Source organism: Caulobacter sp. GW821-FHT09H08 (assembly GCF_059415885.1).
On sequence record NZ_JBWKOC010000002.1, the window covers coordinates 551,415 to 573,573 of the forward strand.

Below are 22,159 nucleotides of genomic sequence, written 5' to 3' on the forward strand. Positions count from 1 at the left end.
GCAGGCCTCCCGTCGCTCATTTACAAGCGAACTTGACTGCATGTTAGTGATGGTTCTAACGTCCGCGCAACCAAAAGGTCTAGATTGACCCAAGAACGCGGGAGAACAGCATGCGAATCGTGACGGCCCTGGCCCTGACCCTTTTGGCGGCCACGCCGGCCCTGGCCCAGAACACCTCGACCCCGGCGCCGGCCCCGGCGGCGGTCGCCGCTGCTCCGGCGTTCTCGGCCGACACGCCGCTTGAGGCCGTCGTCGCCAATCCGGCCGCCAAGGCGGCGCTGGACAAGACCCTGCCGAACCTGGCCAAGCACCCGGCCTTCGATCAGTTCAAGGCGATGAGCCTGCGTCAGCTGCAGCCCTATGCGCAGGGCGCGATCAGCGACGAAGCCATCACCAAGGTCGACGCCGACCTGAAGGCGCTCTCGGCCAAGCCCTAAGAAACCGCGCGCTCCAGAGCGGTTTCCAGACGCGTCATCAGCGACGTTCCGGAAGGGGCGGCGCCGATGGCGCGCGCCTGCGTTTGCGCTCTGTTGGCGGGCTAAGCGACGCAAAAGGCACAGAAAATCACATAACAGTCAGAGCTGACGGAATCTTCTTGCCAAATCAAAAACAATCATCATTGACTGTAAGTCGAGGCGCCTGACGACAACGAGCGCCAACTGAGAAATCGACATAGGGGACTGGGACATGCGAACTACTACTGGCGCCTATCGCGCCGTTCTGCTGGGATCGGCCATGGTAGGCCTGATGGGGGCGAGCGCTGCCCAGGCTCAGGACGCGGCTGCACCGTCGTCGTCGGTGACCAGTCTCACCGAAATCATCGTCACGGCGACCAAGCGCGCGCAACGCCTGCAGGACGTCCCGGTGGCGGTGACCGCCGTTTCGGGCCAGACGCTCGAGAAGTCGAACTTCCGCGAAGTCTCCGACATCCAGTACCTGGCGCCAAACGTCACCTTCTCGTCGACCAATCCCGTGGCCAACGGCGGCGGCTACCAGGTGCGCGGCGTCGGCACCCAGACCTATGACAGCGGCGTCGAGCAGACGGTCGGCCTGGTGGTCGACGGCGTGATCATCGGCCTGCCGCGCGACCCGGGCGCCACCGGCTTCGCCGACGTCGAGCGTGTCGAAGTGCTGCGCGGCCCGCAAGGCACGCTGTTCGGCAAGAACGCCTCGGCCGGCGTGATCCAGATCGTCACCAAGAACCCGCGCTTGGAGCAGACTTCGGGCGAACTGAACCTCTCCTACGGCGAACGCGAAGAGCAGATCGCGCGCGGCAGCGTAAACCTGCCGCTGGGCACGACCGCCGCCGTCCGCGTCTCGGGTTTCTACAACGCCCAGGACGGCGCCATCCCGTATGTCGTTCGCAAGAGCGGTCACGTCGGCGACCGCGAGAACTCCGGCGTGCGCGGCAAGCTGCTGTGGGAGCCGGTCGACAATCTCAGCATCGTGCTGGCTGCCGACTACCAGAAGGGCTTCGCCCGCGACGCGCCGATCGTCCACACGCTGGGCATCAACCCGCGCTACAACAACCTGTTCGCCGCGTTCAGCGAGAAGCCGGGTCCGGACAACTACAGCAGCTACCAGGACGGCGACTGGCGCGCCAACACCAAGGTGCGTGGCGTGTCCGGCCAGCTCGACTACAAGCTGGGCGGGTTCACCCTGACCTCGATCACCGCGGCGCGTAAGTCGCAGATGACCCAGCTGTCGGACATCGACCACGCGCCGATCGACATCTTCAACTTCAGTGACGGCGGGCTGGACAGCGACCAGTTCACCCAGGAATTCCGCATCACCTCGCCGTCCGGCGAGAAGCTGGAATACGTCGCCGGCCTCTATTACCTGCACACCCAGGTCGAGGGTTGGACGACCCAGAAGGGCGACTTCCTGAAGTTCTCGACGGGCAGTTCGGCCTATCCGCCGGCGGTGCTGTTCGGCGCCCGCTACCAGACCAGCAAGACCAAGAGCTACGCCGCCTACAGCCAGGCGACCTATGCCCTGAGCGACACCTTCAAGCTGATCGGCGGCCTGCGCTACACCAACGACAAGTCGTCCGGCACGCTGACGGTCAAGGCCGTCCCGGGCTACTTCACCTACGGCTCGCTGCTGCCCTATGATGGCGAGGTCTCGGCCGACAACGTCTCGGGCAGGATCGGCGGGCAGTACCAGCCCAGCCGCGACCTGATGGTCTATGCGACCTACGCCACCGGCTACAAAGGTCCGGCGATCGACAGCCTGAACGGCAAGATCAAGCGGGTGAACCCCGAGACGGTCGAAAGCTACGAGTTGGGGGCCAAGTCGACGCTGTGGGAAGGGCGCATGACCCTGAACGCCTCGATCTATCGCGCCGACTACACCGACTTCCAGGCCCAGGCCCTGGATCTGACCTCGGCGACGCCGCGCCTGGGTCTGACCAATGCGGGTCTGATGCGGGCCCAAGGCTTCGAGGTCGAGACCTCGATCAAGGTTGCCGAGGGCCTGACCGTCGGCGGCAGCTTCAGCTACAACGACGCCCAGTACAAGGACTACACGGGCGCCTGCTACACGGGCCAGCCGACGTCGACGACCGTGGGCCAGGGCTGCTACGCGCTGCCCGGCGCGGCCGGCACCTTCGTGGCCAACTACGCCGGCGCGCGCCTGACCAATGCGCCGAAGTGGAGCTACAACCTCAACGCCGCCTACGAGCGCGCTCTGACGGCCGACCTCAAGTTCGACGCGAGCGCCAACTGGTCGTGGCGCGACGACAGCTACGCCATCACCGCCGATCCCAAGGCGATGGTGAAGGCCTATGGCCTGCTGAACGCCAATGTCGGCATCGGCCAGGCGAACGGCGGCTGGCGCGTGGGTCTCTATGCCCGCAACCTCTTGGATAAGCGCTTCTACGCGCCCTATCCCTCGCTGACCCTGATCAACGCCGGCGGCTACGAGAAGATCGTCAGCCCCGATGCGTTCCGCACGGTCGGCGCCAAGTTGAGCCTTAGTTTCTAGGGCTCTCTGGGCGGGCGAGGCGCTCTTCCCAGCCTCGTCCGCCCTCCATCCTCGCTTCTTTTCAGGTGGCCCGATGCTGGCTCGAGCGACGTTCTGGGGCATGAGCCTGGCGCTGATCAACGCCGCTTCCGGGCAGGCAGCCGAGGTGGCGGACACCAGACCCGCCATCGTCGGCATGGTCGCCGAGCCGTGTCCTGCGCCTCTGGAAACGCCGCCGCCGGTGCGCGCGTTCAACGACGCTTTTCTCGCACCGGGCAAGGTCGACATGCCGCGCATGCTGGCCCTGACCAAGGACCCGGCTTTCGTCGCGTATAACGACGCCAAGACGGCGCGCGAGGCGACGGACTGGGCGGGGCTCTGCCGCTATCAGGCCGACAACGAAGCACTGCGGCGTTCGGGGCGACGGCCGGCGGTCGTGTTCTACGGCGACTCCATCACCGAGAACTGGGTTCCCGGCGATCCGGCCTTGTTCGGCGCTGATATCGTCGGGCGCGGTATCGGCGGGCAGACCAGCGCCCAGATGCTGGTGCGCTTCCATAGCGACGTCATCGCGCTTGCCCCGCGCGTCGTGCAGATCATGGCGGGCAGCAACGACATCGCCGGCAATCGCGGCCCGACCAGTGAGCGCGACTACCAGGACAACATCATGGCCATGGTCGAACTGGCCAAGGCCCACCGCATCCGCGTGGTGCTGGCCAGCATCCCGCCGGCCGCCCGGTTCTTCTGGCGTCCGGAAGTCGCGCCAGGGCCGCTGATCGCGCGCCTGAACGCCTGGCTGCGCGACTACGCCAAGCGCGAGGGACTGGTGTTCATCGACTACCACGCCGTCCTGGCAGGGCCTGACGGTGGCATGCGGGCAGGCCTGTCGCTGGACGGTGTCCATCCCAATCGCGACGGCTACGCGGCGATGCGAAGCCTCGCGGAGCGTGTGCGCTGAGCCGCGTCTCGACGAAGAGGCTGGACCGCGGCGGCGGTTGCGCTGATCCTGCGCGCATGACTCAAGGTTCGCAGACCCTCGACCCCGTCGCGGCTCGCCCTCGCCGCCGGACCCAGGCCGAGCGTAGCGCCGGGACACGGCGCATCCTGCTGGAGACGACCATCCGCTGCCTGCACCAGCGCGGCTATGCGGCGACCACCACATTGCTCGTGGCCGAGGAAGCGGGCCTGAGCCGGGGCGCCATGCTCCACCAGTTCCCGACCCGCGTGGACCTGATGATGTTCGTGGTCCAGTCGGTCTTCGACGACGAGGTGGCCATCTACGACGCGCGCCTGTCGGCCATCGCCGATCAGAAGGAACGGCTCTACGCCTTCCCGGAGATCGTCTGGGAAGTGCTGAGCCGTCCGTCCGGCGTGGCGGTGCTGGAGATTCTGCAAGGCTCGCGCAGCGATCCGGACCTGGCGACGCGCCTGGCCCCGTTGCAGGCCCAGATCGAGCAGAACGCCCTCGTGCTGCTGGGGCGCTGGTTCGGCGACACCGGGGCGGGCGGCAAGGCGGCCATGCGCCTGGTCGTCTGGGCCATTCGTGGCCTTTCGATTGCACAAGTGCTTGCGCCCGACCCGGAAGAGATAGAAAAGTCCGTGACGCTGTTGCGGCGCTTGTTCGAGGTCTATGCCGAACGGCCGCGCGACAAGATCTAGAGGCGGCTCAGCCTTCCTTTCCGACATTCAAAGATGATTAACCGCGAACCTTGGCTTTTCCTTAGGGCCAGGGTGCGAAAAGGCGGTCATCGAATTCGTCCGCAAGGGAATGGTGCACATGAAATTCTCGATCGCGCTCGCCGCTGGTATCGCCGGTAGCTTCTTCGTCGCTCAAGCCGCTTCGGCCGCTGGTGGTTTCGAAGACCAAATGGGCCGCTGCCTGCAGCAGTTCGCGAACACCCGCGACGCTGCGCAAGTGATGCTGGAATGCACGGCTGACGCCGGCAAGCTGTCGGACTGCAAGGTCGTCGACAACAGCGCCGCTGGTAAGGGCTTCGACAAGGCCGCCATGTGCATCGCCGAAAAGCTGCCGATGGGCGCCAAGACCGGCACCGTGAAGGTTCCGTTCCGCTTCCCGGGTGGCGCGTAAGCTCCACGCGCCAGTCGCATCCGAACAAAAGCGCCCCCGTCGATCCGTCGACGGGGGTGTTTTCGTTTTTAGTCGCCGCGCAGAACCGGCGCGGGGCGTTGCGAGAGCGCCAGGGCGGCGGCGATCAGACCGCCCACCGTGGCCAGCGAGGTCGCGCCGGCCAGCAGCGCCAGCACGCCATTCCAGTCGACGGTCCAAGTGGCCTCGAAGACCTTGACCACCACCGGCCAGGCCGCCGCGAAGCCGAACAGCACGCCGGCCGCGCCCGCGATCAGGCCCACGGCGCCATATTCGATAACATAGGCCAGCAGGATCTGGCCCCGCGTCGCGCCCAGAACTTTCAGGGTCGCCGCTTCCCGCGCCCGAGCGCGGGCGCCCGCCGCGATGGCGCCGGCCAAAACCAGCAGGCCTGCCAGGCCCGCGACGCCGGCCGCGCCCCGAACAGCCAGCGCCAGGCGATCGAACAGGGCGGCGGCTGCGTCCAATTGCTCGCGGACACTGATGACGTTCACGCTCGGAAAGGCCTCGCCCAGCTTGCGGGTCAAGGCCGCCTCCCGCTCGCGGTCCAGTCGGGCGATGGCGACGCTGCGCAATTCGGCGCCTTCCAGTGTCGCGGGATTGAAGATCAGCGCGAAGTTGGGTCCGAACCCGCCGAAGTCGACCTTGCGCAGCGCCGCGATCCTGGCCTCGATCTCGCGGCCCAAGACCTGCACGGTGATCGTGTCGCCGACATTGAGGCCGGCGGCCTCGGCGATCTCGGTGTTCATGGCGACGAGAGGCGGTCCGACGTAGTCTGGCTTCCACCAGTGCCCTGAGACAATCCCCGCCTTCTTTGGCTCGCGGGCGAACAGAGACAGGCTGATGTCGTTGTCGAAGGCCCAGCGCTGGGAGCGCGCGATCGCCTTGGTGTCGATCGGCTTGCCCTTCAAGGCGACGATGCGGCCGGTCGCGAACGGCATGCGCAGATAGGCGTCTTCGTCCAGCGGACCGGTCACGCCGGCCACCGTGGCGTCGAAGGCGGCGGCGCGGTCGCCCGGGATCTCAGTGAAGACCATGGCCGGCGCGGTGCGTGGCGCTACGTCGCTGACCTGGGCCAGCAGCGCCGACTGGATCAGCACCACGCAGGCCAGCAGGGCGACGCCGAGACCGATGGCGGGGCTGGCGGTCCGCGCGGCCGAGCCAGGTCCAGCCAGGTTGGCGAGGCCGAGCCGGGCCGGGCCGCGTGTCAGGCCTCGCGCCTTTCCGGCGACCCAGGCGGCGGCCCTGCCCAGGGCGGAAAGCAGGCCAAAGGCGACGACGACGCCGGCGATCATGATCGCGGCCGCCATCGGTGTGGGGGCGGTGACCACGGCCAGCGCGGTCAGCCCGATCCCGGCGAGGACGGCGCCGAAGGTTTCCAACCCGAGCGGCAGGCGAGCGCGGGGCGCACGCCGGAACAGCGCCGACGGCGGCGTGCTGCGCGCCCGGGCCAGCGGTACGAGCGAAAAGGCGGCGGCCGCCAGCAGTCCGAACAGACCCGCTTTCACCAGCGGCCAGGGATAGACCTTGAACAGGGCTGGAATGGGCAGGTTGGAGCCTGCCATCTGACCTAGGATCAGCGGCGCGACGGCGCCAACCGTCAGGCCGATCCCCACGCCCAGCAGGGCCAGCACGCCGATCTGAATCAGGTGCAGGTTGCGGATCAGGCCGCTTTCCGCGCCCAAGGCCTTCAGCACGGCGATGGCGGGTTCGCGGGTCGAGAGATAGGCCGACACCGCGCCGGCAACGCCCAGGCCGCCGGCGACCAGCGACGCCAGGCCTATGAAGCCTAAGAAGTATTCCAGCTGGTCGATCAGCCGTCGCGCGCCGGGCGCGCTGTCCAAGCGGTCGCGGACGCGAAGGTGGGAGTCCGGCAGCTTGGCTTGGACCGCCTTGCCCACGGCGCGCGGGTCCTGGCTGGCCGGCAGCGCGACACGGACGGTGCGGCTGGACAGGCCGCTGGGCGCGAGCAAGCCGGATCGTTCAAGGACCTCGCGGCGCACCAGGACGCGCGGCGCCATCGAGAAACCGCGAGACAGGCCGTCGGGTTCGCTGATCAAGCGAGCCCTGACGATCAGGGTCATGGAGCCAACCTCGACGCGATCGCCGATCTTGAGGTGCAGGCGATCCATCAAGGCCGGCTCGACCGCCGCTCCGGGAAGGCCGTTGTGGTCTGCCAGGGCGACAGCGAGGTTCGGCGCGCCCTCCAGCTTCACGGTTCCAGCGAGAGGGAAGCGGCTGTCGACCCCGCGTAGGCTAACCAATCGGCGATCGCCGCTGGGCGCCTGGGCCATGGCGCGTGCGCCGGCGGCATAGGTGGTGACGCCCAGCTTGTCGAAGGCGGCGCGCTCCTGGTCGGTGAAGTCGCGGTTCTCGACCGAGAACGACAGGTCGCCGCCCAGGATCTCGCGCGCCTGGCTGGCCAGGCCTTGGCGGAAGGCTTCGGCGGTCGAGCCGGCGGCGGCGATGGCGGCGACGCCCAGCGCCAGGCACGCCAGGAAGATGCGAAAACCGCGCACGCCGGAACGCAGCTCGCGACCGGCCAAGCGGAAGGAGAGGGGAAGCCCGCTCACGCGACGATCCGCCCGTCGGCCATCCGCACGATGCGGTCGGCGCGCGTGGCCAGGCTCGGGTCGTGAGTGACCATGACCAGCGCCGAGCCGACTTCGGCCACCAGGTTGAACATCAGGTCGGCGACCGAGGCGGCCGTCGCGCCGTCCAGGTTGCCGGTCGGCTCGTCGGCGAACAGCAATGCAGGGCGAGCGGCGAGGGCGCGAGCCAGTGCAACGCGCTGCTGCTCGCCTCCGGAGAGTTGGTGCGGGTAGTGGGTCAGGCGCGCGCCAAGACCGACCCGTGCCAGCCAGTCCTGCGCTGTCGCCGTGGCGCCGCGCACGCCGGCGATCTCCAGCGGCGTGGCGACATTCTCCTCGGCGGTCATGTTCGGCAGCAGGTGGAACGACTGGAACACCAGGGCCGCCCGACCGCGTCGCAAGCGGGCGCGGCCGTCCTCGTTCAGCTTGGCCAGCTCCTGGCCGAACAGGCGCACGGCCCCGGAGGTCGGCTCCTCGAGCCCTGCGCCGACGGCGATCAACGACGACTTGCCCGAACCCGAAGGGCCGACTACGGCGACGCGCTCGCCAGGGGCGATAACGAGATCCACGCCGCGAAGGATATTCACGGGGCCAGCGGAAGAGGGCAGGGTCAGGGTGACGGCGTCGAGGGCCAGGGGCGCGGCGGGCAGGGCGTCGTCGGTCATGTCGCTTCCTGAAGGACCAGCCATTGTTCCGCCGGCAGTCAGACTACATAGGAAGGCATGAGCCAGACCGCACAGCGTTTTCCCAACCGTCGTCGAATTTTGCTCGCGTTGGGCCTGTTGCCGCAGATCGCCGCCGCGCCGGAAGCGCCGGTGGTGACCGTGCTGGGCGACTCGATCACCGCCGGTCTCGGCCTGCCGGCGCGGGACGCCATGCCGGCTCAGCTCCAGGCAGCCCTGGCGCGACAGGGCGTTTCGGCGGTCGTTCGGGCTGCGGGCGTGTCGGGCGACACCAGCGGCGGCGGGCTGGCGCGGGTCGGTTTCAGTGTCGCGCCCGACACAAAGGTCTGCGTAGTGGCCCTAGGCGGCAACGATCTGCTGCAGGGCGTGGAGCCCTCCCAGACCAAGGCCAACCTGCGCGGAATCCTCCAGAAGCTGAAGGCCCGCGGCATCGTCGTGGTGCTGGTTGGCGTCGCCGCGCCGCCGTCCATCGGCGCGGCCTATGCCCGCGAGTTCAACGGCGTCTACACGGCGCTGGCGCGGGAGTTTTCCGCGCCGCTCTACGCGAACATCCTGGCCGGCGTCGGTGGGAACAAGGCCCTGATGCAGCGCGACGGCATCCATCCCAACGCCGTCGGCGCCAAGAAGATCGGCGAGGCCCTGGCGCCCTTGGTCGCGCGCGCGCTGAAGGCCGGAAAAGGCTGAGGCCGACGGGGAGCCGCCGACCTCAGGCCGACTACTTCGCGACCGAGACCTTGAACACCATGGTGTTCTTGTAGGCCTGGCCCGGATCCAGGCGGACCGGCGCGAACTGCGGCTTGTTCGGCGCGTCGGGGAAGTGCTGCGGCTCCAGCGCGATGCCGTCGCCCTGGCGATAGATCTTGCCGCTCTTGCTGATCGTCGTGCCGTCGATGAAGTTGCCGGCATAGAACTGGATGCCCGGCTCGGCGGTCAGGATCTCCAGCACGCGGCCGCTCTTGGGATCGGCCAGTCGCGCGCCCAGGCGCAGGGCGCCGCCGGACTTGCCGTTCAGGACGTAGTTGTGGTCGTAGCCCCGGCCGACGACCAGCTGCGGGTCATGCGCGTCGCGGATGCGGTCGCCGACGGCGGTCGGCTTGCGGAAGTCGAAGGCCGTGCCGGCCACCGGCGTCGTGGCGCCCGTCGGGATCAGCTCGCCGTCGACGGGCGAATAGCCATCGGCCGGGATGGTCAGGACGTTGCCCATTGCGCCTTCCGACACGCCTTCGCCGGCGACGTTGAACAGGGCGTGGTTGGTGATGTTGACGATGGTCGGCTTGTCGGTCGTGGCGCCGTAGGTGACCGTCAGCTGGTTCTGCTCATCCAGGGCATAGGTCGCCGTGGCGGTGAGCGTGCCGGGATAACCCTCGTCGCCGTCGGGGCTGACATAGCCCAGGGACACCGAGGCGGACGGACCGGACTTGGTGTCCAGCACCTTCCAGACGACCTTGTCGAAGCCCTTTACCCCGCCATGCAGGGCGGCGACGCCGTTGTTGTTGAGGGCCAGCTGATAGCTCTTGCCGTCCAGGCTGAAGCGGCCCTTGCCGATGCGATTGGCGAAGCGACCGACCGTGGCGCCGAAATAGCTGGCGTTCTTCACATAGGCGCCGGCGTCGGCGAAGCCGAGCACGATATCCGCGCCCTTGCCGTCGCGACCCGGGGCGATCAGCGACTGCAGGGTTGCGCCATAGGTGATGATCGTAGCGCTGACGCCGCGGGCGTTCTTGAGCGTGAAGGCCTCGACGGGCTCGCCCGACGGCGTCTGGCCGAACGGCTTGCGCGACAGCTCGGCGGCGCTCGCGGTCGTCGCGAGGAGGGCGGTCGCGCCGCACAGCGCAATGGTCTTCAGCTTCATGTTTCCTGTCCCTCTTGTCGTTCTTCTTGGATACGTCGGGCTATTCGACGAAGGCCGGTGCGACCACCCGCTCGCTGAGCATGAAGGCGTCGGCGACATGGCGTAGTGGGCTGACATCGACGTCGCTGGCGCCGTCGGCGATCAGCTTGGCGAACTCGTCGTAGAGGCCCGGATACTCGCGGTCCGGCCCCTCCTGCATCAACTGGTCGTCGATGTAGAGCTTGGCGCCGCCGTGGGTCAGCTTCAGCGCGCCGTCGTCGGTGTCGACCTCGATGTCCCAGCTCTGCGGGCCGGTCTGCAGGAAGTCGAGCTCAGCGCGGATCGGCGCGCCGGCGGCGTCGCGGAAGTCGAGCTCGGCCTGGATCGGCGACTGCTTGTTTTCCGGCACGTGCAGCACGCCCCTCGACAGGAAGAACGGCCGCGGCAGGATGCGGGTGACGATCGACAGGGCGTTGATGGCCGGATCGAAGACGCCCAGGCCGCCGGCCTCCCAGATCCAGTCTTGGCCGGGGTGCCAGACGCGTACGTCTTCCTTCCAGTTGATCCGCACGGCCTTGACCGAGCGCTCGGCCAGCCATTGGCGAGCGGGCTCGACGCCGACGGCGAAGCGGGAGTGCCAGGTGGCCTGAAGGGTCAGGCCCCGCGCGACGGCGGCCTGGCGCAAATCCTCGACCTCGCTGAGCGTCGCGCCCGGTGGCTTCTCCAGCATCACGTGCTTACCGGCGGCGAGCGCTAGGTGGGCCAGAGCGTGACGCGGCTGGGGCGGCGTGCACAGGGCGACGGCGTCGATCACCACGTCGCTGGCCAGGAGATCGCCCAGGGCGGTGAAGTGCGGCACGCCGTCCAGCTCGGCGTTGCGGCTGACGATGGCCGCCAGCTCGAAGCGCGGATCGGCGGCGATGGACGGCAGATGCTGGTCGCGGGCGATCTTGCCCAGGCCGACGAGCGCCAGGCGGATCGGGATCACAGCGACCTCACCGCGACCGGACGTTCGGCCGCCTGGGCCAGGACGTTGCGGACCGGGTAGTGGAACGGCGCGGCCTCGATCTCGAACACGTCGCCGACCTTGGTCTGGAATCCGGACGAGAACGACAGGGTGGCCGTGCCGAAGAAGTGGACGTGCACGTCGCCCGGACGACGGAACAGATCGTACTTGAAGTGGTGGTGTTCCAGATTGGCGATGGCGTGGGACATGTTGGCCTCGCCCGACAGGAAGGGCTGCTCCCACACCGTCTCGCCGTCGCGGATGATCCGGCTGGCGCCGCGCACGTCGGTGGGCAGGGGGCCGGTCAGCAGTTCGGGGCCCAAGGCGGCGTTGCGCAGCTTGGAGTGGGCCAGCCACAGATAGTTGCCGCGCTCGATCACGTGGTCGGAGAATTCGTTGGCCAGGCAGAAGCCCAGGCGGTGCGGCGTTCCGTCGGGACCGATCAGGTAGACGCCAGCGATCTCGGGCTCCTCGCCGCCGTCCTGCGCGAAGGCGGGGGAGGTGAGCGACTGGCCGGGACCGACCAACTGGCTGCCGTCGCCCTTGTAGAACCACTCCGGCTGGACGCCCGTCTGGCCGTCGACGGGCTTGCCGCCTTCGACCCCCATCAGGAACATCCGCATGGAGTCCGTCAGCTGTTCACCCGATTGGGTGGCCTTGTGCATCTTGTCGCGACCCTCGGCCGAGCCGAGGTGGGTCAGACCGGTGCCGGTCAGCGCCAGGTGGGCGGGATCGGGATGGTCGATCGGCGCCAGGACCCGGCCTTCGGCCAGGGCGGCGGCGATGTTGATGTCCTCACCCAGCGCGCGGGCCTGAGCCGCCTCGGCCAGGGTGGCGTCGACCCGGATAGCGACCTGGGCCAGTTCATAGAGCGTATCGGCGACCTCGACCTTGCGAGCACGACCGGCGTCGTCCACGGCCGCCAACTGGCGATCGCCGCTGACGCTCTTCAACTGCACGAACCGGAACACCACGGCGAACGACCTTTTCGAAGCTGTATAATAGTCTGACAAATACCGTGGTCGAGCCCGGTGTCAAATCGCGTTTGGCGCACCCGGCGATAGGAAGCGGGTCTGGAAGCCAGCGGAACCGGTGTTTCGGCGCGGTTCGGCGCGTCGATTGATCCTACATTTGGCGCTGCGACGCCTTCCTCACACGTCTGAACAAACAGGCGAATTCGCTTGTTCTCCGACAAATGGTCTCGCTAGAGTCGCGTCGGGCCGTTTTCCGGGTCTAATTTGTGTCGCTGAGGGAGCGAAGGACGCGTGTCGAAGGCCAAGGGAGCAGGTGGCGCCGCCGAGGGTGAGCGCGAGGAAGGCTTCTCCGGCCGTATCCATGGCTCGATCGCGCGTACCCTGGGGATCGCGATCGTCTCCGGCCAGCACCAGCCTGGCGACGTGCTGAACAACGAGATTGACGCCAGCGAGCAGTTGCACGTCTCGCGCAGCGCCTATCGTGAAGCCATCCGCATCCTGGCCGCCAAGGGCCTTGTCGAAAGCCGCCCCAAGACCGGCACCCGCGTCAGCGCGCGCTCGCGCTGGAGCTTGCTGGATCCGGAAGTCCTGGCCTGGTTCTTCGCCTCCGCGCCCAGCGAGGACTTTCTGCGCGAGCTCTACGAACTGCGCATGATCGTCGAGCCGGCCGCCGCCGCCCTGGCGGCCGAGCGACGCAACGACGCTCAGTTGGAGCACATGCGCGCCGCGCTGGTGACCATGCAGCACGAGACCCTGTCGACCGAGGCCGGACAGGCCGCCGACCGCGATTTCCACGACACCGTGCTGGAGGCCACCGGCAACGCGCCGCTGTTCACCCTGAGCAGCAGTATCGGTGCGGCCGTGCGCTGGACGACGATCTTCAAGCAGCGCGACGGTGAGTTGGCCCGTGATCCGATGCCCGAGCACTGGAAGGTGTTCGACGCCATCGCCGCCGGCCGCGCCGACCAGGCCCGCCAGGCCATGGAGCGGCTGGTCAACCTGGCCCTAGACGACACCCGCGCCGCCATTGCGCGGGGGCCTGCGCAGGACAGCTGATCCTTCGAAAACACTGACGATGTTTGCGGATCGCGAGGTCCGAGGCGTCGTCGCGCGACATGCTCGGCGCTCATTGACGCTGGGTACGGCGAGGTATAGTCAGACAAATACGATAAAGCGGGGTCGAGAAGGATCGGGCGGGTGATTCCGCGCTCGGCCTGGATGTTCACGAGCCACCGCTACGGCCAAGGATTGTCATGAGCGTTTCTTCCGTTCCGCCCCGCGCCCTCCGCTCGCGCGCCTGGTTCGACAATCCGGACAACATCGACATGACCGCGCTCTATCTGGAGCGCTACCTGAACTTTGGCCTGACGCTGGAAGAGCTGCAGTCGGGCAGACCGATCATCGGCATCGCCCAGACCGGCTCGGACCTGTCGCCTTGTAACCGCCACCACCTGGTCCTGGCCGAGCGCGTGCGCGAAGGCATCCGCAGCGCCGGCGGCATCGTTCTGGAGTTTCCGGTCCACCCGATCCAGGAGACCGGCAAGCGTCCGACGGCGGGCCTTGACCGGAACCTCTCGTATCTCGGTCTGGTCGAGCTGCTGTACGGCTATCCGCTGGACGGCGTGGTGCTGACCATCGGCTGCGACAAGACCACGCCCGCTTGCCTGATGGCGGCGGCGACGGTGAACATCCCGGCCATCGCGCTCTCCGTCGGTCCGATGCTGAACGGCTGGCACAAGGGCCAGCGCACCGGCTCAGGCACGATTGTCTGGAAGGCCCGCGAGATGCTGGCGGCCGGCGAGATCGACAATGCCGGCTTCATCAAGCTGGTGGCCAGTTCCGCCCCGTCAACCGGCTACTGCAACACCATGGGCACGGCCACGACCATGAATTCGTTGACCGAGGCCTTGGGCATGTCGCTGCCCGGCTCGGCCGCGATCCCGGCGCCGTATCGTGACCGCCAGGAGAACGCCTACCGGACGGGCCTGCGCATCGTCGACATGGTCCATGAGGATCTGAAGCCGTCCGACATCCTGAGCCGCGAAGCGTTCCTGAACGCCATCGTCGTCAACTCGGCCATCGGCGGCTCGACCAACGCGCCGATCCACCTGAACGCCCTGGCGCGTCACGTCGGCGTCGAGCTGTCGATCGACGACTGGCAGCAGACCGGCGAGGAGGTGCCGCTGCTGGTCAACCTCCAGCCCGCCGGTGAATATCTGGGCGAGGACTACTACCGCGCCGGCGGCGTGCCCGCTGTGTTCGGCCAGCTGATCGAGCAGGGCCTGATCCGCGAGGACGCCCGCGCCGTCTCTGGCCAGTCTATCGGCGAGCAGTATCGCGGCGTCGAGATCGAGGATGAGAACGTCATCCGTCCGTTCTCGCGCCCGCTGGTCGAGCGCGCCGGTTTCGTCGTCATGCGCGGCAACCTGTTCAACTCGGCGATCATGAAGACCAGCGTGATCGCCAAGGAATTCCGCGACCGCTACCTGTCGAACCCCGACGATCCGGACGCCTTCGAGGGCGACGCCATCGTGTTCGACGGCCCGGAGGACTACCACCACCGGATCGACGACCCGTCGGTCGGCATCACCGCCAACTCGATCCTGTTCATGCGCGGCGCCGGCCCGATCGGCTATCCGGGCGCGGCCGAGGTCGTGAACATGCGGGCGCCAAACTATCTGATCAAACAGGGCGTGAGCCAGCTGCCGTGCATCGGCGATGGCCGCCAGTCGGGCACCTCGGGGTCGCCGTCGATCCTGAACGCCTCGCCGGAAGCGGCGGCGGGCGGTGGCCTGGCGCTCCTGAAGAGCGGCGACAAGGTTCGCTTCGACCTGCGCAAGTCGCGCGTCGACGTGCTGGTCTCGCCGTCCGAAATCGTCGAGCGCCGCAAGGCGCTGGAAGCAGCCGGGGGCTTTGCCTATCCGGAAAGCCAGACGCCCTGGCAGGAAATGCAGCGCGCCGTGGTCGGCCAGATGGAGACCGGTGCGGTCCTCGAGCCGGCCGTGAAGTACCAGCGCATCGCCCAGACCAAGGGCCTGCCGCGCGACAACCACTAGGCGCTCGACGGAGGGCAGGGCGATCATGGACTTGAACCGTCGCGCCCTGCTCGGAGCCTCGACCGCGTTGGCCGCCGCATCGACGGCCAACGCCGCGCCGGCCAAGGGCAAGGCGCTGCTCGCGCCGACCCCGCCGATGGGCTGGAACAGCTGGAACAGCTTCGCCACCACCATCACCGAGGCCCAGACCTTGGAGCAGGCCGGGATCATGGCGCGCGAGCTGCTGCCCGCCGGCTACGACATCCTGACCGTCGACATCCAGTGGTACGAGCCCGGCGCCAGCAGCTACGAATACGCCGCCAAGCCGGTTCCGACCCTGGACGACCACGGCCGGCTGCTGCCCGCGCCGAACCGCTTTCCCTCCAGTGTCAATGGCAAGGGCTTCAAGCCGCTGGCCGACCGCGTCCACGCCCTGGGCCTGCGCTTTGGCGTGCACCTGATGCGCGGCGCCCCGCGCCTGGCGGTCGAGCGCGGGCTAAAGGTGCTGGGGACCGATATCCCGATCGCCGACATCGTGGACCGGAGCAGCGTCTGCTCCTGGAACCCCGATATGTATGGCGTCGACATGCGCAAGCCGGGCGCCCAGGCCTACTACGACAGCGTCTTCGCCTTGCTGGCCGCGTGGGGCGTGGACTTCGTCAAGGTTGACGACCTTTGCCGACCCTACGACGCCCACATGGCCGAGATCGAAGCGATCCATCGCGCCATCGGCCGTAGCGGTCGGCCGATGATCCTCTCGATGTCGCCCGGCGAGACGCCGGTGATCCGAGGCGATCACGCCCGCAAGCACGCCCAGATGTGGCGCATCTCCGACGACTTCTGGGATGACTGGCGGATGCTGGAGGCGCAGTTCACGCGCCTGGAGAACTGGTCGCCGTTCATCGGTAACGGCGGCTGGCCGGACGCCGACATGCTGCCGTTGGGCAAGCTGGCCTTGGGCGCGCGCGACACCAAGTTCACGCCCGATGAGCAGCGCACCGTGATGACGCTGTGGTCCATCGCCCGCTCGCCGCTGATCATGGGCGGCGACCTGCGTCACCTGGACGAGGCGACCAAGGCGCTACTGACCAACCCCGAAGTCATCGCCGTCAACCAGGCCTCGAGCGACAACCGCCCGCATTTTGTCGAGGATGGCATTCGCGTCTGGACGGCCAAGTTGTCAAACGGCGACGTCTACCTCGCTCTGTTCAACACCGGCGGCAAGTCGCGGGAGCTCGGGGTCGATCTGGCAAGGATCGGCTTGCCGGCGTCAGCTTCGGTGCGTGACCTGTGGGCGCGTCAGGCGTTCGCGAAGGCGTCTGACCGGTTCTCGGCCAGGCTGCCAGCGCACGGCTCAGGGCTCTATCGCCTCAGCCGCGCCTAGCGCGGCGCCTTGAACACGCGCGCCTCGAACACCGCCGCCCACTGGTTGGCGGCCATGTCGAACCGTACCTCGATCTTGTCGCGGCCCTCGGTCAGCGCCTCGGGCAGGGCATAGGTCTTCACGTTCAAGGTCGAGGTGCGTTCGCCCTCCAGGATCTCGCGGGCGATCTCCTGGCCCTCGATGAGGATCGCGAAGCGCTTGTTCCGCGCCGCGCCGTCGTAGCTCACTTGCAGGGCTAGCGGGCCCTGTGCGGTCGCCATCTGAAAAACGATCGAGCCCTTGTTGAGGATGCGGCTACGGACCGTCAGATTTCCGGTGTCCTGGGTGCCGGGGCTGGCCTTCAGGGCGTGGTCGACCTCGGGCTGCTGTTCGCCGAAGCGGAGGATGTCGACGGTGCGCTCGCGGATGTCGGCGCGGACCTTGGCCTCGGCGATCAGGCGCGGCTCCGCCTGCGCCCACTGATCCGACGTCAGGCGACGGAAATAGACGGCCGTGCGGTTGTGGTGCTGCTCGAAATACGGCCGGAAGGCCAGGTCTTGCGGATGTCCATGGTCGGCGAGCGCGAACCGCTGCGGCCCGCCCACCGGCGTCAGGGAGGGCTCACCGACCACCACCGGATCGAAACTGTCCCACGCCTGGTCGGCCGGGCCGAGATCAGCCGCCAGCACCAGCGGACCGTTCAGGAAGGCGATCAGGTCCGGCGCGTCCGGCATGGCCTCGGTCCGCACCGCCATCGGCAGGGTCAGGCTCACCCGGTCGCCGGCGCGCAGGGTGAGGTCGATGTATCCGTCCCGGGTTGTGATGGCCTGGGCGCGGCCGTTGACCTTAGCCGAAGGCTGGGCGCACCAGCCCGGAACCCGCAGTGACAGCGGCGTCGGCTTGCGCGCCTTGCTCAAGGTAAGTGCGACCTCTTCGCCGTACGGAAATTCGGTGTCGATCTCAAGCTTCACGCCCTTCTCGGCCCAGTCCAGCGTGGCCGGGTAATAGAGATTGACCCGCACCCGCTCGCCGTCCTGCCAGAAGATGCTGTCGCCCAGCTTGGCGTAGTTCTCCATGCCCGTGCCGACGCAGCACCAGAACGACTCCGTCAGTGTCGAGTGGCCGCGCGCATAGCCGGAGGCCAGCGGCGAGAAGTAGGTGAACATCCCGGTGTCGGGATCCTGCTGCGACAGGATGTGGTTCAGGTGGGCGCGTTCGTAGAAGTCGAAGTATCGGCTATCGCCCGACCAGGCGTGCAGATGCCGGGTCAGCTTCAGCATGTTGTAGCTGTTGCAGCACTCGCAGGTCTGTTGGCCCAGGCGTGTCGAGAGTTGACGCGGCTTACCCAGGTGCTCGAACTCGGAATTGCCGCCGATGACGTACGAGTGGTCATGGACGATCGTCTCCCAGAACACCATCGCGGCCTTGGCGGCGTTCGCGTCGCCGCCGGTCTCGTAGAGTCGGGCCTCGCCGATCAGCTTGGGGATCTGGGTGTTGGCGTGCTTGCCGGCCAGGTCGTCGCGGCCGGCGACCAGCGGATCGATGATGTCGGTGTGCTGGACACGCCGGGCCAGGTCCAGCCAGCGCGGCTGGCCGGTACGGGCGTGCAGTTCGGCGAAGCTCTCGACGATGCCGCCGTGCTCGATGCGCAGCACGGTCTGGACTTGCTTGGCGTCCAGCGCCTCGAACATCCGCCCGAGATAGTCGCCAAGGCCGGTAGCCACCTTTAGCGCCCGAGGATCGTCGCACAGGGCGTGGGCGTCCAGCGCTCCGGCCAGGACCTTGTGGTAGGTGTAGATCGGCACCCAGCCGCCATTGAGGCCGCCAGAGGTCTCGATCTTGCCGCTGCGGATCTCCTCGTAGACGACCTTGCCGTCCACGGTCTTGCCGCCGCGCTCGACCGTCGTGCCGCCGGTGTAGCCGTCACCGTTCGCGGTCTGGCAGGCGGCCAGTTCCTCGACGATGTAGACGGCGCGCCGCCGGAACTCGGGCTGGCCGGTCTGGGCCCACATCAGCGAAACCGCTGACAGGTAGTGGCCCAGGCTGTGGCCGGCGATGCCAGCGCTCTCCCAGCCGCCATAGGTCGCGCCCTTGGGCGTCAGGCCCGCGCCGGCGCGGAAATTATGCAGCAGCCGGTCAGGCTCCAGCGACAGCAGGTAGCGCTGGTTGGTCTCCTGCGCCGTCAGGAAGCGCGAAGGCTTCAGCCGCACCTGCGACAGCGCGAAGGGCGCGAGGCGTGATCTCGTGGCGGAGGCGGCGAGGGCGGGCGTGGCCAGGCTCGCCGCGCCGACGGCGGCGCCCGTCTTCAGGGCCGTTCGACGCGAGAGCCTGGTCATGAGCGGAGCCCTATTCGACGTGCTGGTCGGGGAGGGCGTTGGTCGCCTTTGAACCCCACAGCGCATAGAACAGCACATAGACCTCGCAGGCCGCCGTCAGCAGGAACGAAGTCTGCAGGCCGAAGGTGTCGGCCAGCCAGCCCTGGACGATCACCAGCGCGCCGCCGGCGATGGCCATGATCAGCAGGCCCGAGCCTTCCTCGGTCAGCGGACCCAGGCCCTTGATGCCCAGGGTGAAGATCGTCGGGAACATGATCGAGTGGAAGAAGCCGACCGCGATCAGGGCCCACATGGCCGTCGGACCCTGGGCGAACGAGGCCACCAGCATCACCAGGAAGGCGCCGATCGAGAAGGCGGCCAGTACGTGCTCGGCGGCGAAGCGGCGCATCAGCACGCTGCCCAGGAAGCGACCGACCATCATGCCGCCCCACAGGATGGCCAAGTAGCGCGAGGCCGCCTCGTGGGTGATCGCGGCGATGTTCGGCTGCGAGACGAAGTTGATGAAGAGGTTGGCCACACCGATCTCGGCGATCAGGTAGATGAAGATGGCCGGCACGCCGAACACCAGGTTGCGGTGCGACCACAGGGACAGGCTCTTGCGCTCTTCGCGCGAGGTGCGCTGGGTGGCCTGGCCAATGGCCGGCAGCTTCACCCGGCCCATGACCACGGCCAGCACGACCAGGGCGATCGTCACCAGCACATAGGGCAGGATCACCGACTGGGCGTCGGCAAGGCGCTCGGCCTGGGTGAGGACGACTTCTCCACCTGCCGTGCCGCTCTTGGAGCGGCCGAGGATCAGGTAACCGGCGAACAGCGGGGCCAGGGTGGTGCCCAGCGAGTTGAAGGCCTGCACCAGGTTCAGGCGGGCCGAGCCGGTCTCGGGCGGACCGATCACGGCGACATAGGGGTTGGCCGCCACCTGCAGCAGGGTGATGCCGCTGGCGATCACGAAGAGGGCCGTCAGCACCAGACCGTAGGACGCGAACATCGCCGCCGGGACCATCATGGCCGCCCCGACCGCCATGCCCAGCAGGCCAACGACGATGGCCTTCTGGTAGCCGATCCGCTCGATCAGCTTGGCCGACGGGATCGAGGCCACGAAATAGGCGATGAACCAGACGGACTCGATCAGGGTCGTGCGGGTGTAGTCCAGCACGAACACGCTGCGCAGGTGCGGCAGCAGCGTGTTGTTAATGACCGTGATGAAGCCCCACATGAAGAACAGGCTGGCCAGCAGGCTCAGCGCGGAGCCGTAGCGCTGCTGCGGGGTAGCGGAAGACGCGCTCGTCGAGGCGCTTTGCGGAAGGGCGGGCATCGTTTCCTCTTCGTCGGCGAAACTGGCGGCTCAAACCGCTCTGCTATTTTGTCGGAGTATAGTTGCTCGTGCGCTGCGTCAACGTGGGCCCGGCTTGGCCTGCGAAACCTAGCTGAAGGCAACGGCGTCAGGGGTTTGGATTTATCCCACAAATTGGGAGTTCAAATCCGATACCGGCCTTATTGTAGGACAAAATAACGCCTGCTACTTAACCACCAGAAGAATGCGGACGCCGCGAGCATCCGCGAACTCCGGAGGAGAGTAAGGATGGCGAAGGCCAACAGGTTCCTGGGCGCGGCGGTTGCGCTGCTGGCGATTGCGGCGGGCGCGCCAATGGCTGTTCAAGCAGCCGAGTTGACGGCGGCGGCGACGCTAAAGAGCGACCAGCCGGGCGCGCCGATCTCGCGCTACATCTACGGCCAGTTCTCCGAGCACCTGGGCGCGGGCATCTATGACGGCGTCTGGGTCGGTCCGGACTCCAAGATCCCCAACGTGCGCGGCATCCGCACCGACGTCGTCAACGCCCTGAAGGACATCAAGACGCCTGTCATCCGCTGGCCGGGCGGCTGCTTCGCCGACGAGTACCGCTGGCGCGACGGCATCGGCCCGCGCGACAAGCGCCCCTCGCGCAAAAACAACTGGTGGGGCGGGTCGCCCGAGACCAACGCCTTCGGCACCCACGAATTCATGGATTTCGCCGAGCAAGTCGGCGCTGACCCGTATGTCTCGATCAATGTCGGTTCGTCCAACCCAACCGAGATGCGTGAGTGGATCGAGTACATGATCTCGCCGGGCGACGACACGCTGGCCCAGGAGCGTCGCGCCAATGGTCGCGACAAGCCGTTCAAGGTCCCCTTCATCGGCATCGGCAACGAGAGCTGGGGCTGCGGCGGCGAGATGACGCCGGAATACTACGCCAATGAGTACCGCCGCTTCTCGTCGTTCTTCCATAAGAACGCCGATAACCCGGCCATCCGTGTCGGCTCCGGCGCCAATTCGTTCGACGTGAACTGGACGGATGTCGTCACCAAGAACGCCGGCAAGCGGATGGATGCGATCTCGCTCCACTATTACACGATCCCGACGGGCGACTGGAAGAAGAAGGGGGCGGCCACCGGCTTCGACAAGGCCGCCTGGGGCAAGACCATGGCCCAGACCCTGCGCATGGACGATCTGATCCAGAAGCACATCGCGGTGATGGACAAAAACGATCCCCAGAAGCGGATCGGCCTCTATGTCGATGAATGGGGCACCTGGTACGACGTCGAGGCCGGCACCAATCCGGGCCACCTCTATCAGCTCAACACCCTGCGAGACGGCGTGCTGGCGGCGGCGAACTTCAACATCTTCCACCGCTACACCGAGCGCGTGAAGATGACGAACATCGCCCAGACCATCAACGTGCTGCAGGCGATGATCCTGACCAAGGGTGACCAGATCGTCCTGACGCCGACCTACTACGCCTACAAGATGTACCTGCCGTTCCAGGACTCGACGGCGATCCCGCTGGACGTGACCGCCCCGGAGATCGACGTTGCGGGCAGCAAGATCCCGGCCTTCAACGCCTCGGCGGCCAAGGGCGCGGACGGCAAGACCTATGTGGCCGTGGCCAACATGTCGCCCGACGACAGCGTCAAGCTCGACGTCGCCTTGGGCGCGCTGAAGGCCAAGGCCGTGTCGGGCCAGGTGCTGACCGCCGACAAGATGGATGCGATGAACGCCTTCGGCGCCAAGCCGACCGTCGCGCCGGCCGCCTATACCGGCGGCAAGATCGCCGGCGACAAGCTGACCCTGACCATCCCGGCCAAGTCGGTCGTCGTTGTCCGACTGGACTGATTTCACACGGGAGCGTCGTTCGCGCGGCGCTCCCATGAATTTCATATTTGACGATCGAGTTTATATATGATGTCCATGCGGCAGGCGCTCCGTGAGAGGGCGTGGCCGGAGGAATCAC

General features: G+C 67.4%; 17 protein-coding genes. 10 read left to right on the forward strand and 7 right to left on the reverse strand.

Annotated elements, in window-relative coordinates; all coding sequences use genetic code 11:
- Positions 1-110: 110 nt before the first annotated feature.
- The 5 genes from AC07NN_RS07650 (at position 111) to AC07NN_RS07670 (ending at position 5,053) form a co-directional block, all read left to right on the forward strand.
- Positions 111-437 (forward strand): hypothetical protein, encoded by a 327-nt coding sequence (locus AC07NN_RS07650; RefSeq protein WP_494639162.1) that lies wholly within the window; start codon positions 111-113, stop codon positions 435-437.
- 250 nt (positions 438-687) lie between these two features.
- Positions 688-2,985: a TonB-dependent receptor gene (locus AC07NN_RS07655; RefSeq protein ID WP_494639163.1), complete on the forward strand. Its 2,298-nt coding sequence runs from the start codon at positions 688-690 to the stop codon at positions 2,983-2,985.
- Between the two features lie 73 nt (positions 2,986-3,058).
- On the forward strand, positions 3,059-3,922 hold the full coding sequence (locus AC07NN_RS07660) for a GDSL-type esterase/lipase family protein (RefSeq protein WP_494639165.1): 864 nt from the start codon (positions 3,059-3,061) through the stop codon (positions 3,920-3,922).
- Positions 3,923-3,978: 56 nt separating this feature from the next.
- A complete protein-coding gene (locus tag AC07NN_RS07665) occupies positions 3,979-4,623 on the forward strand; it encodes a TetR/AcrR family transcriptional regulator (protein ID WP_494639167.1) in 645 nt (214 codons plus the stop codon).
- Between the two features lie 118 nt (positions 4,624-4,741).
- Complete coding sequence (locus AC07NN_RS07670) at positions 4,742-5,053, forward strand: hypothetical protein (protein WP_494639169.1); 312 nt, start codon at positions 4,742-4,744, stop codon at positions 5,051-5,053.
- A gap of 68 nt (positions 5,054-5,121) precedes the next feature.
- On the opposite strand, the gene AC07NN_RS07675 is transcribed toward AC07NN_RS07670, so the two are convergent.
- Together AC07NN_RS07675 and AC07NN_RS07680 are read right to left on the reverse strand one after the other, a co-directional pair.
- Positions 5,122-7,644, reverse strand: a complete 2,523-nt coding sequence (locus tag AC07NN_RS07675; RefSeq protein WP_494639171.1) for an ABC transporter permease — start codon at positions 7,642-7,644, stop codon at positions 5,122-5,124.
- Positions 7,641-8,327 carry an ABC transporter ATP-binding protein gene (locus AC07NN_RS07680; protein ID WP_494639173.1) on the reverse strand — a complete coding sequence of 229 codons (687 nt, stop codon included), beginning with the start codon at positions 8,325-8,327 and terminating at the stop codon, positions 7,641-7,643. The genes AC07NN_RS07675 and AC07NN_RS07680 overlap by 4 nt, the downstream gene beginning before the upstream one ends.
- 57 nt (positions 8,328-8,384) lie before the next feature.
- On the opposite strand from AC07NN_RS07680, the gene AC07NN_RS07685 reads away from it, so the two are divergent.
- On the forward strand, positions 8,385-9,029 hold the full coding sequence (locus AC07NN_RS07685; RefSeq protein WP_494639175.1) for an arylesterase: 645 nt from the start codon (positions 8,385-8,387) through the stop codon (positions 9,027-9,029).
- A gap of 31 nt (positions 9,030-9,060) precedes the next feature.
- On the opposite strand, the gene AC07NN_RS07690 is transcribed toward AC07NN_RS07685, so the two are convergent.
- The 3 genes from AC07NN_RS07690 to araD1 are packed head-to-tail and all read right to left on the reverse strand — an operon-like array spanning position 9,061 to position 12,156.
- Positions 9,061-10,197: an aldose epimerase family protein gene (locus tag AC07NN_RS07690; protein ID WP_494639178.1), complete on the reverse strand. Its 1,137-nt coding sequence runs from the start codon at positions 10,195-10,197 to the stop codon at positions 9,061-9,063.
- Between the two features lie 40 nt (positions 10,198-10,237).
- Positions 10,238-11,164: a Gfo/Idh/MocA family protein gene (locus AC07NN_RS07695; protein WP_494639180.1), complete on the reverse strand. Its 927-nt coding sequence runs from the start codon at positions 11,162-11,164 to the stop codon at positions 10,238-10,240.
- The gene (araD1, locus tag AC07NN_RS07700) at positions 11,161-12,156 is read right to left on the reverse strand and encodes an AraD1 family protein (protein WP_494639182.1); all 996 of its coding nucleotides are present in this window, start codon (positions 12,154-12,156) and stop codon (positions 11,161-11,163) included. The genes AC07NN_RS07695 and araD1 overlap by 4 nt, the downstream gene beginning before the upstream one ends.
- Positions 12,157-12,447: 291 nt before the next feature.
- On the opposite strand from araD1, the gene AC07NN_RS07705 reads away from it, so the two are divergent.
- The 3 genes from AC07NN_RS07705 (at position 12,448) to AC07NN_RS07715 (ending at position 16,575) form a co-directional block, all read left to right on the forward strand.
- Positions 12,448-13,212: a FadR/GntR family transcriptional regulator gene (locus AC07NN_RS07705; RefSeq protein ID WP_494639184.1), complete on the forward strand. Its 765-nt coding sequence runs from the start codon at positions 12,448-12,450 to the stop codon at positions 13,210-13,212.
- 197 nt (positions 13,213-13,409) lie between these two features.
- The gene (locus AC07NN_RS07710) at positions 13,410-15,212 is read left to right on the forward strand and encodes an IlvD/Edd family dehydratase (RefSeq protein WP_494639186.1); all 1,803 of its coding nucleotides are present in this window, start codon (positions 13,410-13,412) and stop codon (positions 15,210-15,212) included.
- A gap of 25 nt (positions 15,213-15,237) precedes the next feature.
- Entirely contained in the window at positions 15,238-16,575 is a 1,338-nt protein-coding gene (locus tag AC07NN_RS07715; RefSeq protein ID WP_494639188.1) for a glycoside hydrolase family 27 protein, read from the forward strand.
- Here AC07NN_RS07715 and AC07NN_RS07720 read toward each other — a convergent pair.
- The gene (locus tag AC07NN_RS07720) at positions 16,572-18,890 is read right to left on the reverse strand and encodes a beta-L-arabinofuranosidase domain-containing protein (protein ID WP_494639190.1); all 2,319 of its coding nucleotides are present in this window, start codon (positions 18,888-18,890) and stop codon (positions 16,572-16,574) included. The two genes, AC07NN_RS07715 and AC07NN_RS07720, sit on opposite strands and share 4 nt — an antisense overlap.
- A gap of 10 nt (positions 18,891-18,900) precedes the next feature.
- Positions 18,901-20,205 (reverse strand): sugar MFS transporter, encoded by a 1,305-nt coding sequence (locus AC07NN_RS07725; RefSeq protein ID WP_494639192.1) that lies wholly within the window; start codon positions 20,203-20,205, stop codon positions 18,901-18,903.
- A 267-nt stretch (positions 20,206-20,472) separates the two neighbouring features.
- Here AC07NN_RS07725 and AC07NN_RS07730 point away from each other — a divergent pair, with 267 nt between their 5' ends.
- The gene (locus AC07NN_RS07730) at positions 20,473-22,041 is read left to right on the forward strand and encodes an alpha-N-arabinofuranosidase (RefSeq protein WP_494639194.1); all 1,569 of its coding nucleotides are present in this window, start codon (positions 20,473-20,475) and stop codon (positions 22,039-22,041) included.
- The last annotated feature ends 118 nt before the right edge of the window (positions 22,042-22,159 follow it).

What these genes read in the sequence shown, in the direction of transcription:
- AC07NN_RS07650 (WP_494639162.1), top strand. Translation starts at nt 111, where the DNA reads ATGCGAATCGTGACGGCCCTGGCCCTGACCCTTTTGGCGGCCACGCCG.
- AC07NN_RS07665 (WP_494639167.1), top strand. Translation starts at nt 3,979, where the DNA reads ATGACTCAAGGTTCGCAGACCCTCGACCCCGTCGCGGCTCGCCCTCGC.
- AC07NN_RS07690 (WP_494639178.1), bottom strand. Translation starts at nt 10,197, where the DNA reads ATGAAGCTGAAGACCATTGCGCTGTGCGGCGCGACCGCCCTCCTCGCG.
- AC07NN_RS07710 (WP_494639186.1), top strand. Translation starts at nt 13,410, where the DNA reads ATGAGCGTTTCTTCCGTTCCGCCCCGCGCCCTCCGCTCGCGCGCCTGG.
- AC07NN_RS07680 (WP_494639173.1), bottom strand. Translation starts at nt 8,327, where the DNA reads ATGACCGACGACGCCCTGCCCGCCGCGCCCCTGGCCCTCGACGCCGTC.
- AC07NN_RS07720 (WP_494639190.1), bottom strand. Translation starts at nt 18,890, where the DNA reads ATGACCAGGCTCTCGCGTCGAACGGCCCTGAAGACGGGCGCCGCCGTC.
- AC07NN_RS07715 (WP_494639188.1), top strand. Translation starts at nt 15,238, where the DNA reads ATGGACTTGAACCGTCGCGCCCTGCTCGGAGCCTCGACCGCGTTGGCC.
- AC07NN_RS07685 (WP_494639175.1), top strand. Translation starts at nt 8,385, where the DNA reads ATGAGCCAGACCGCACAGCGTTTTCCCAACCGTCGTCGAATTTTGCTC.
- AC07NN_RS07730 (WP_494639194.1), top strand. Translation starts at nt 20,473, where the DNA reads ATGGCGAAGGCCAACAGGTTCCTGGGCGCGGCGGTTGCGCTGCTGGCG.
- AC07NN_RS07655 (WP_494639163.1), top strand. Translation starts at nt 688, where the DNA reads ATGCGAACTACTACTGGCGCCTATCGCGCCGTTCTGCTGGGATCGGCC.
- AC07NN_RS07660 (WP_494639165.1), top strand. Translation starts at nt 3,059, where the DNA reads ATGCTGGCTCGAGCGACGTTCTGGGGCATGAGCCTGGCGCTGATCAAC.
- AC07NN_RS07725 (WP_494639192.1), bottom strand. Translation starts at nt 20,205, where the DNA reads ATGCCCGCCCTTCCGCAAAGCGCCTCGACGAGCGCGTCTTCCGCTACC.
- AC07NN_RS07670 (WP_494639169.1), top strand. Translation starts at nt 4,742, where the DNA reads ATGAAATTCTCGATCGCGCTCGCCGCTGGTATCGCCGGTAGCTTCTTC.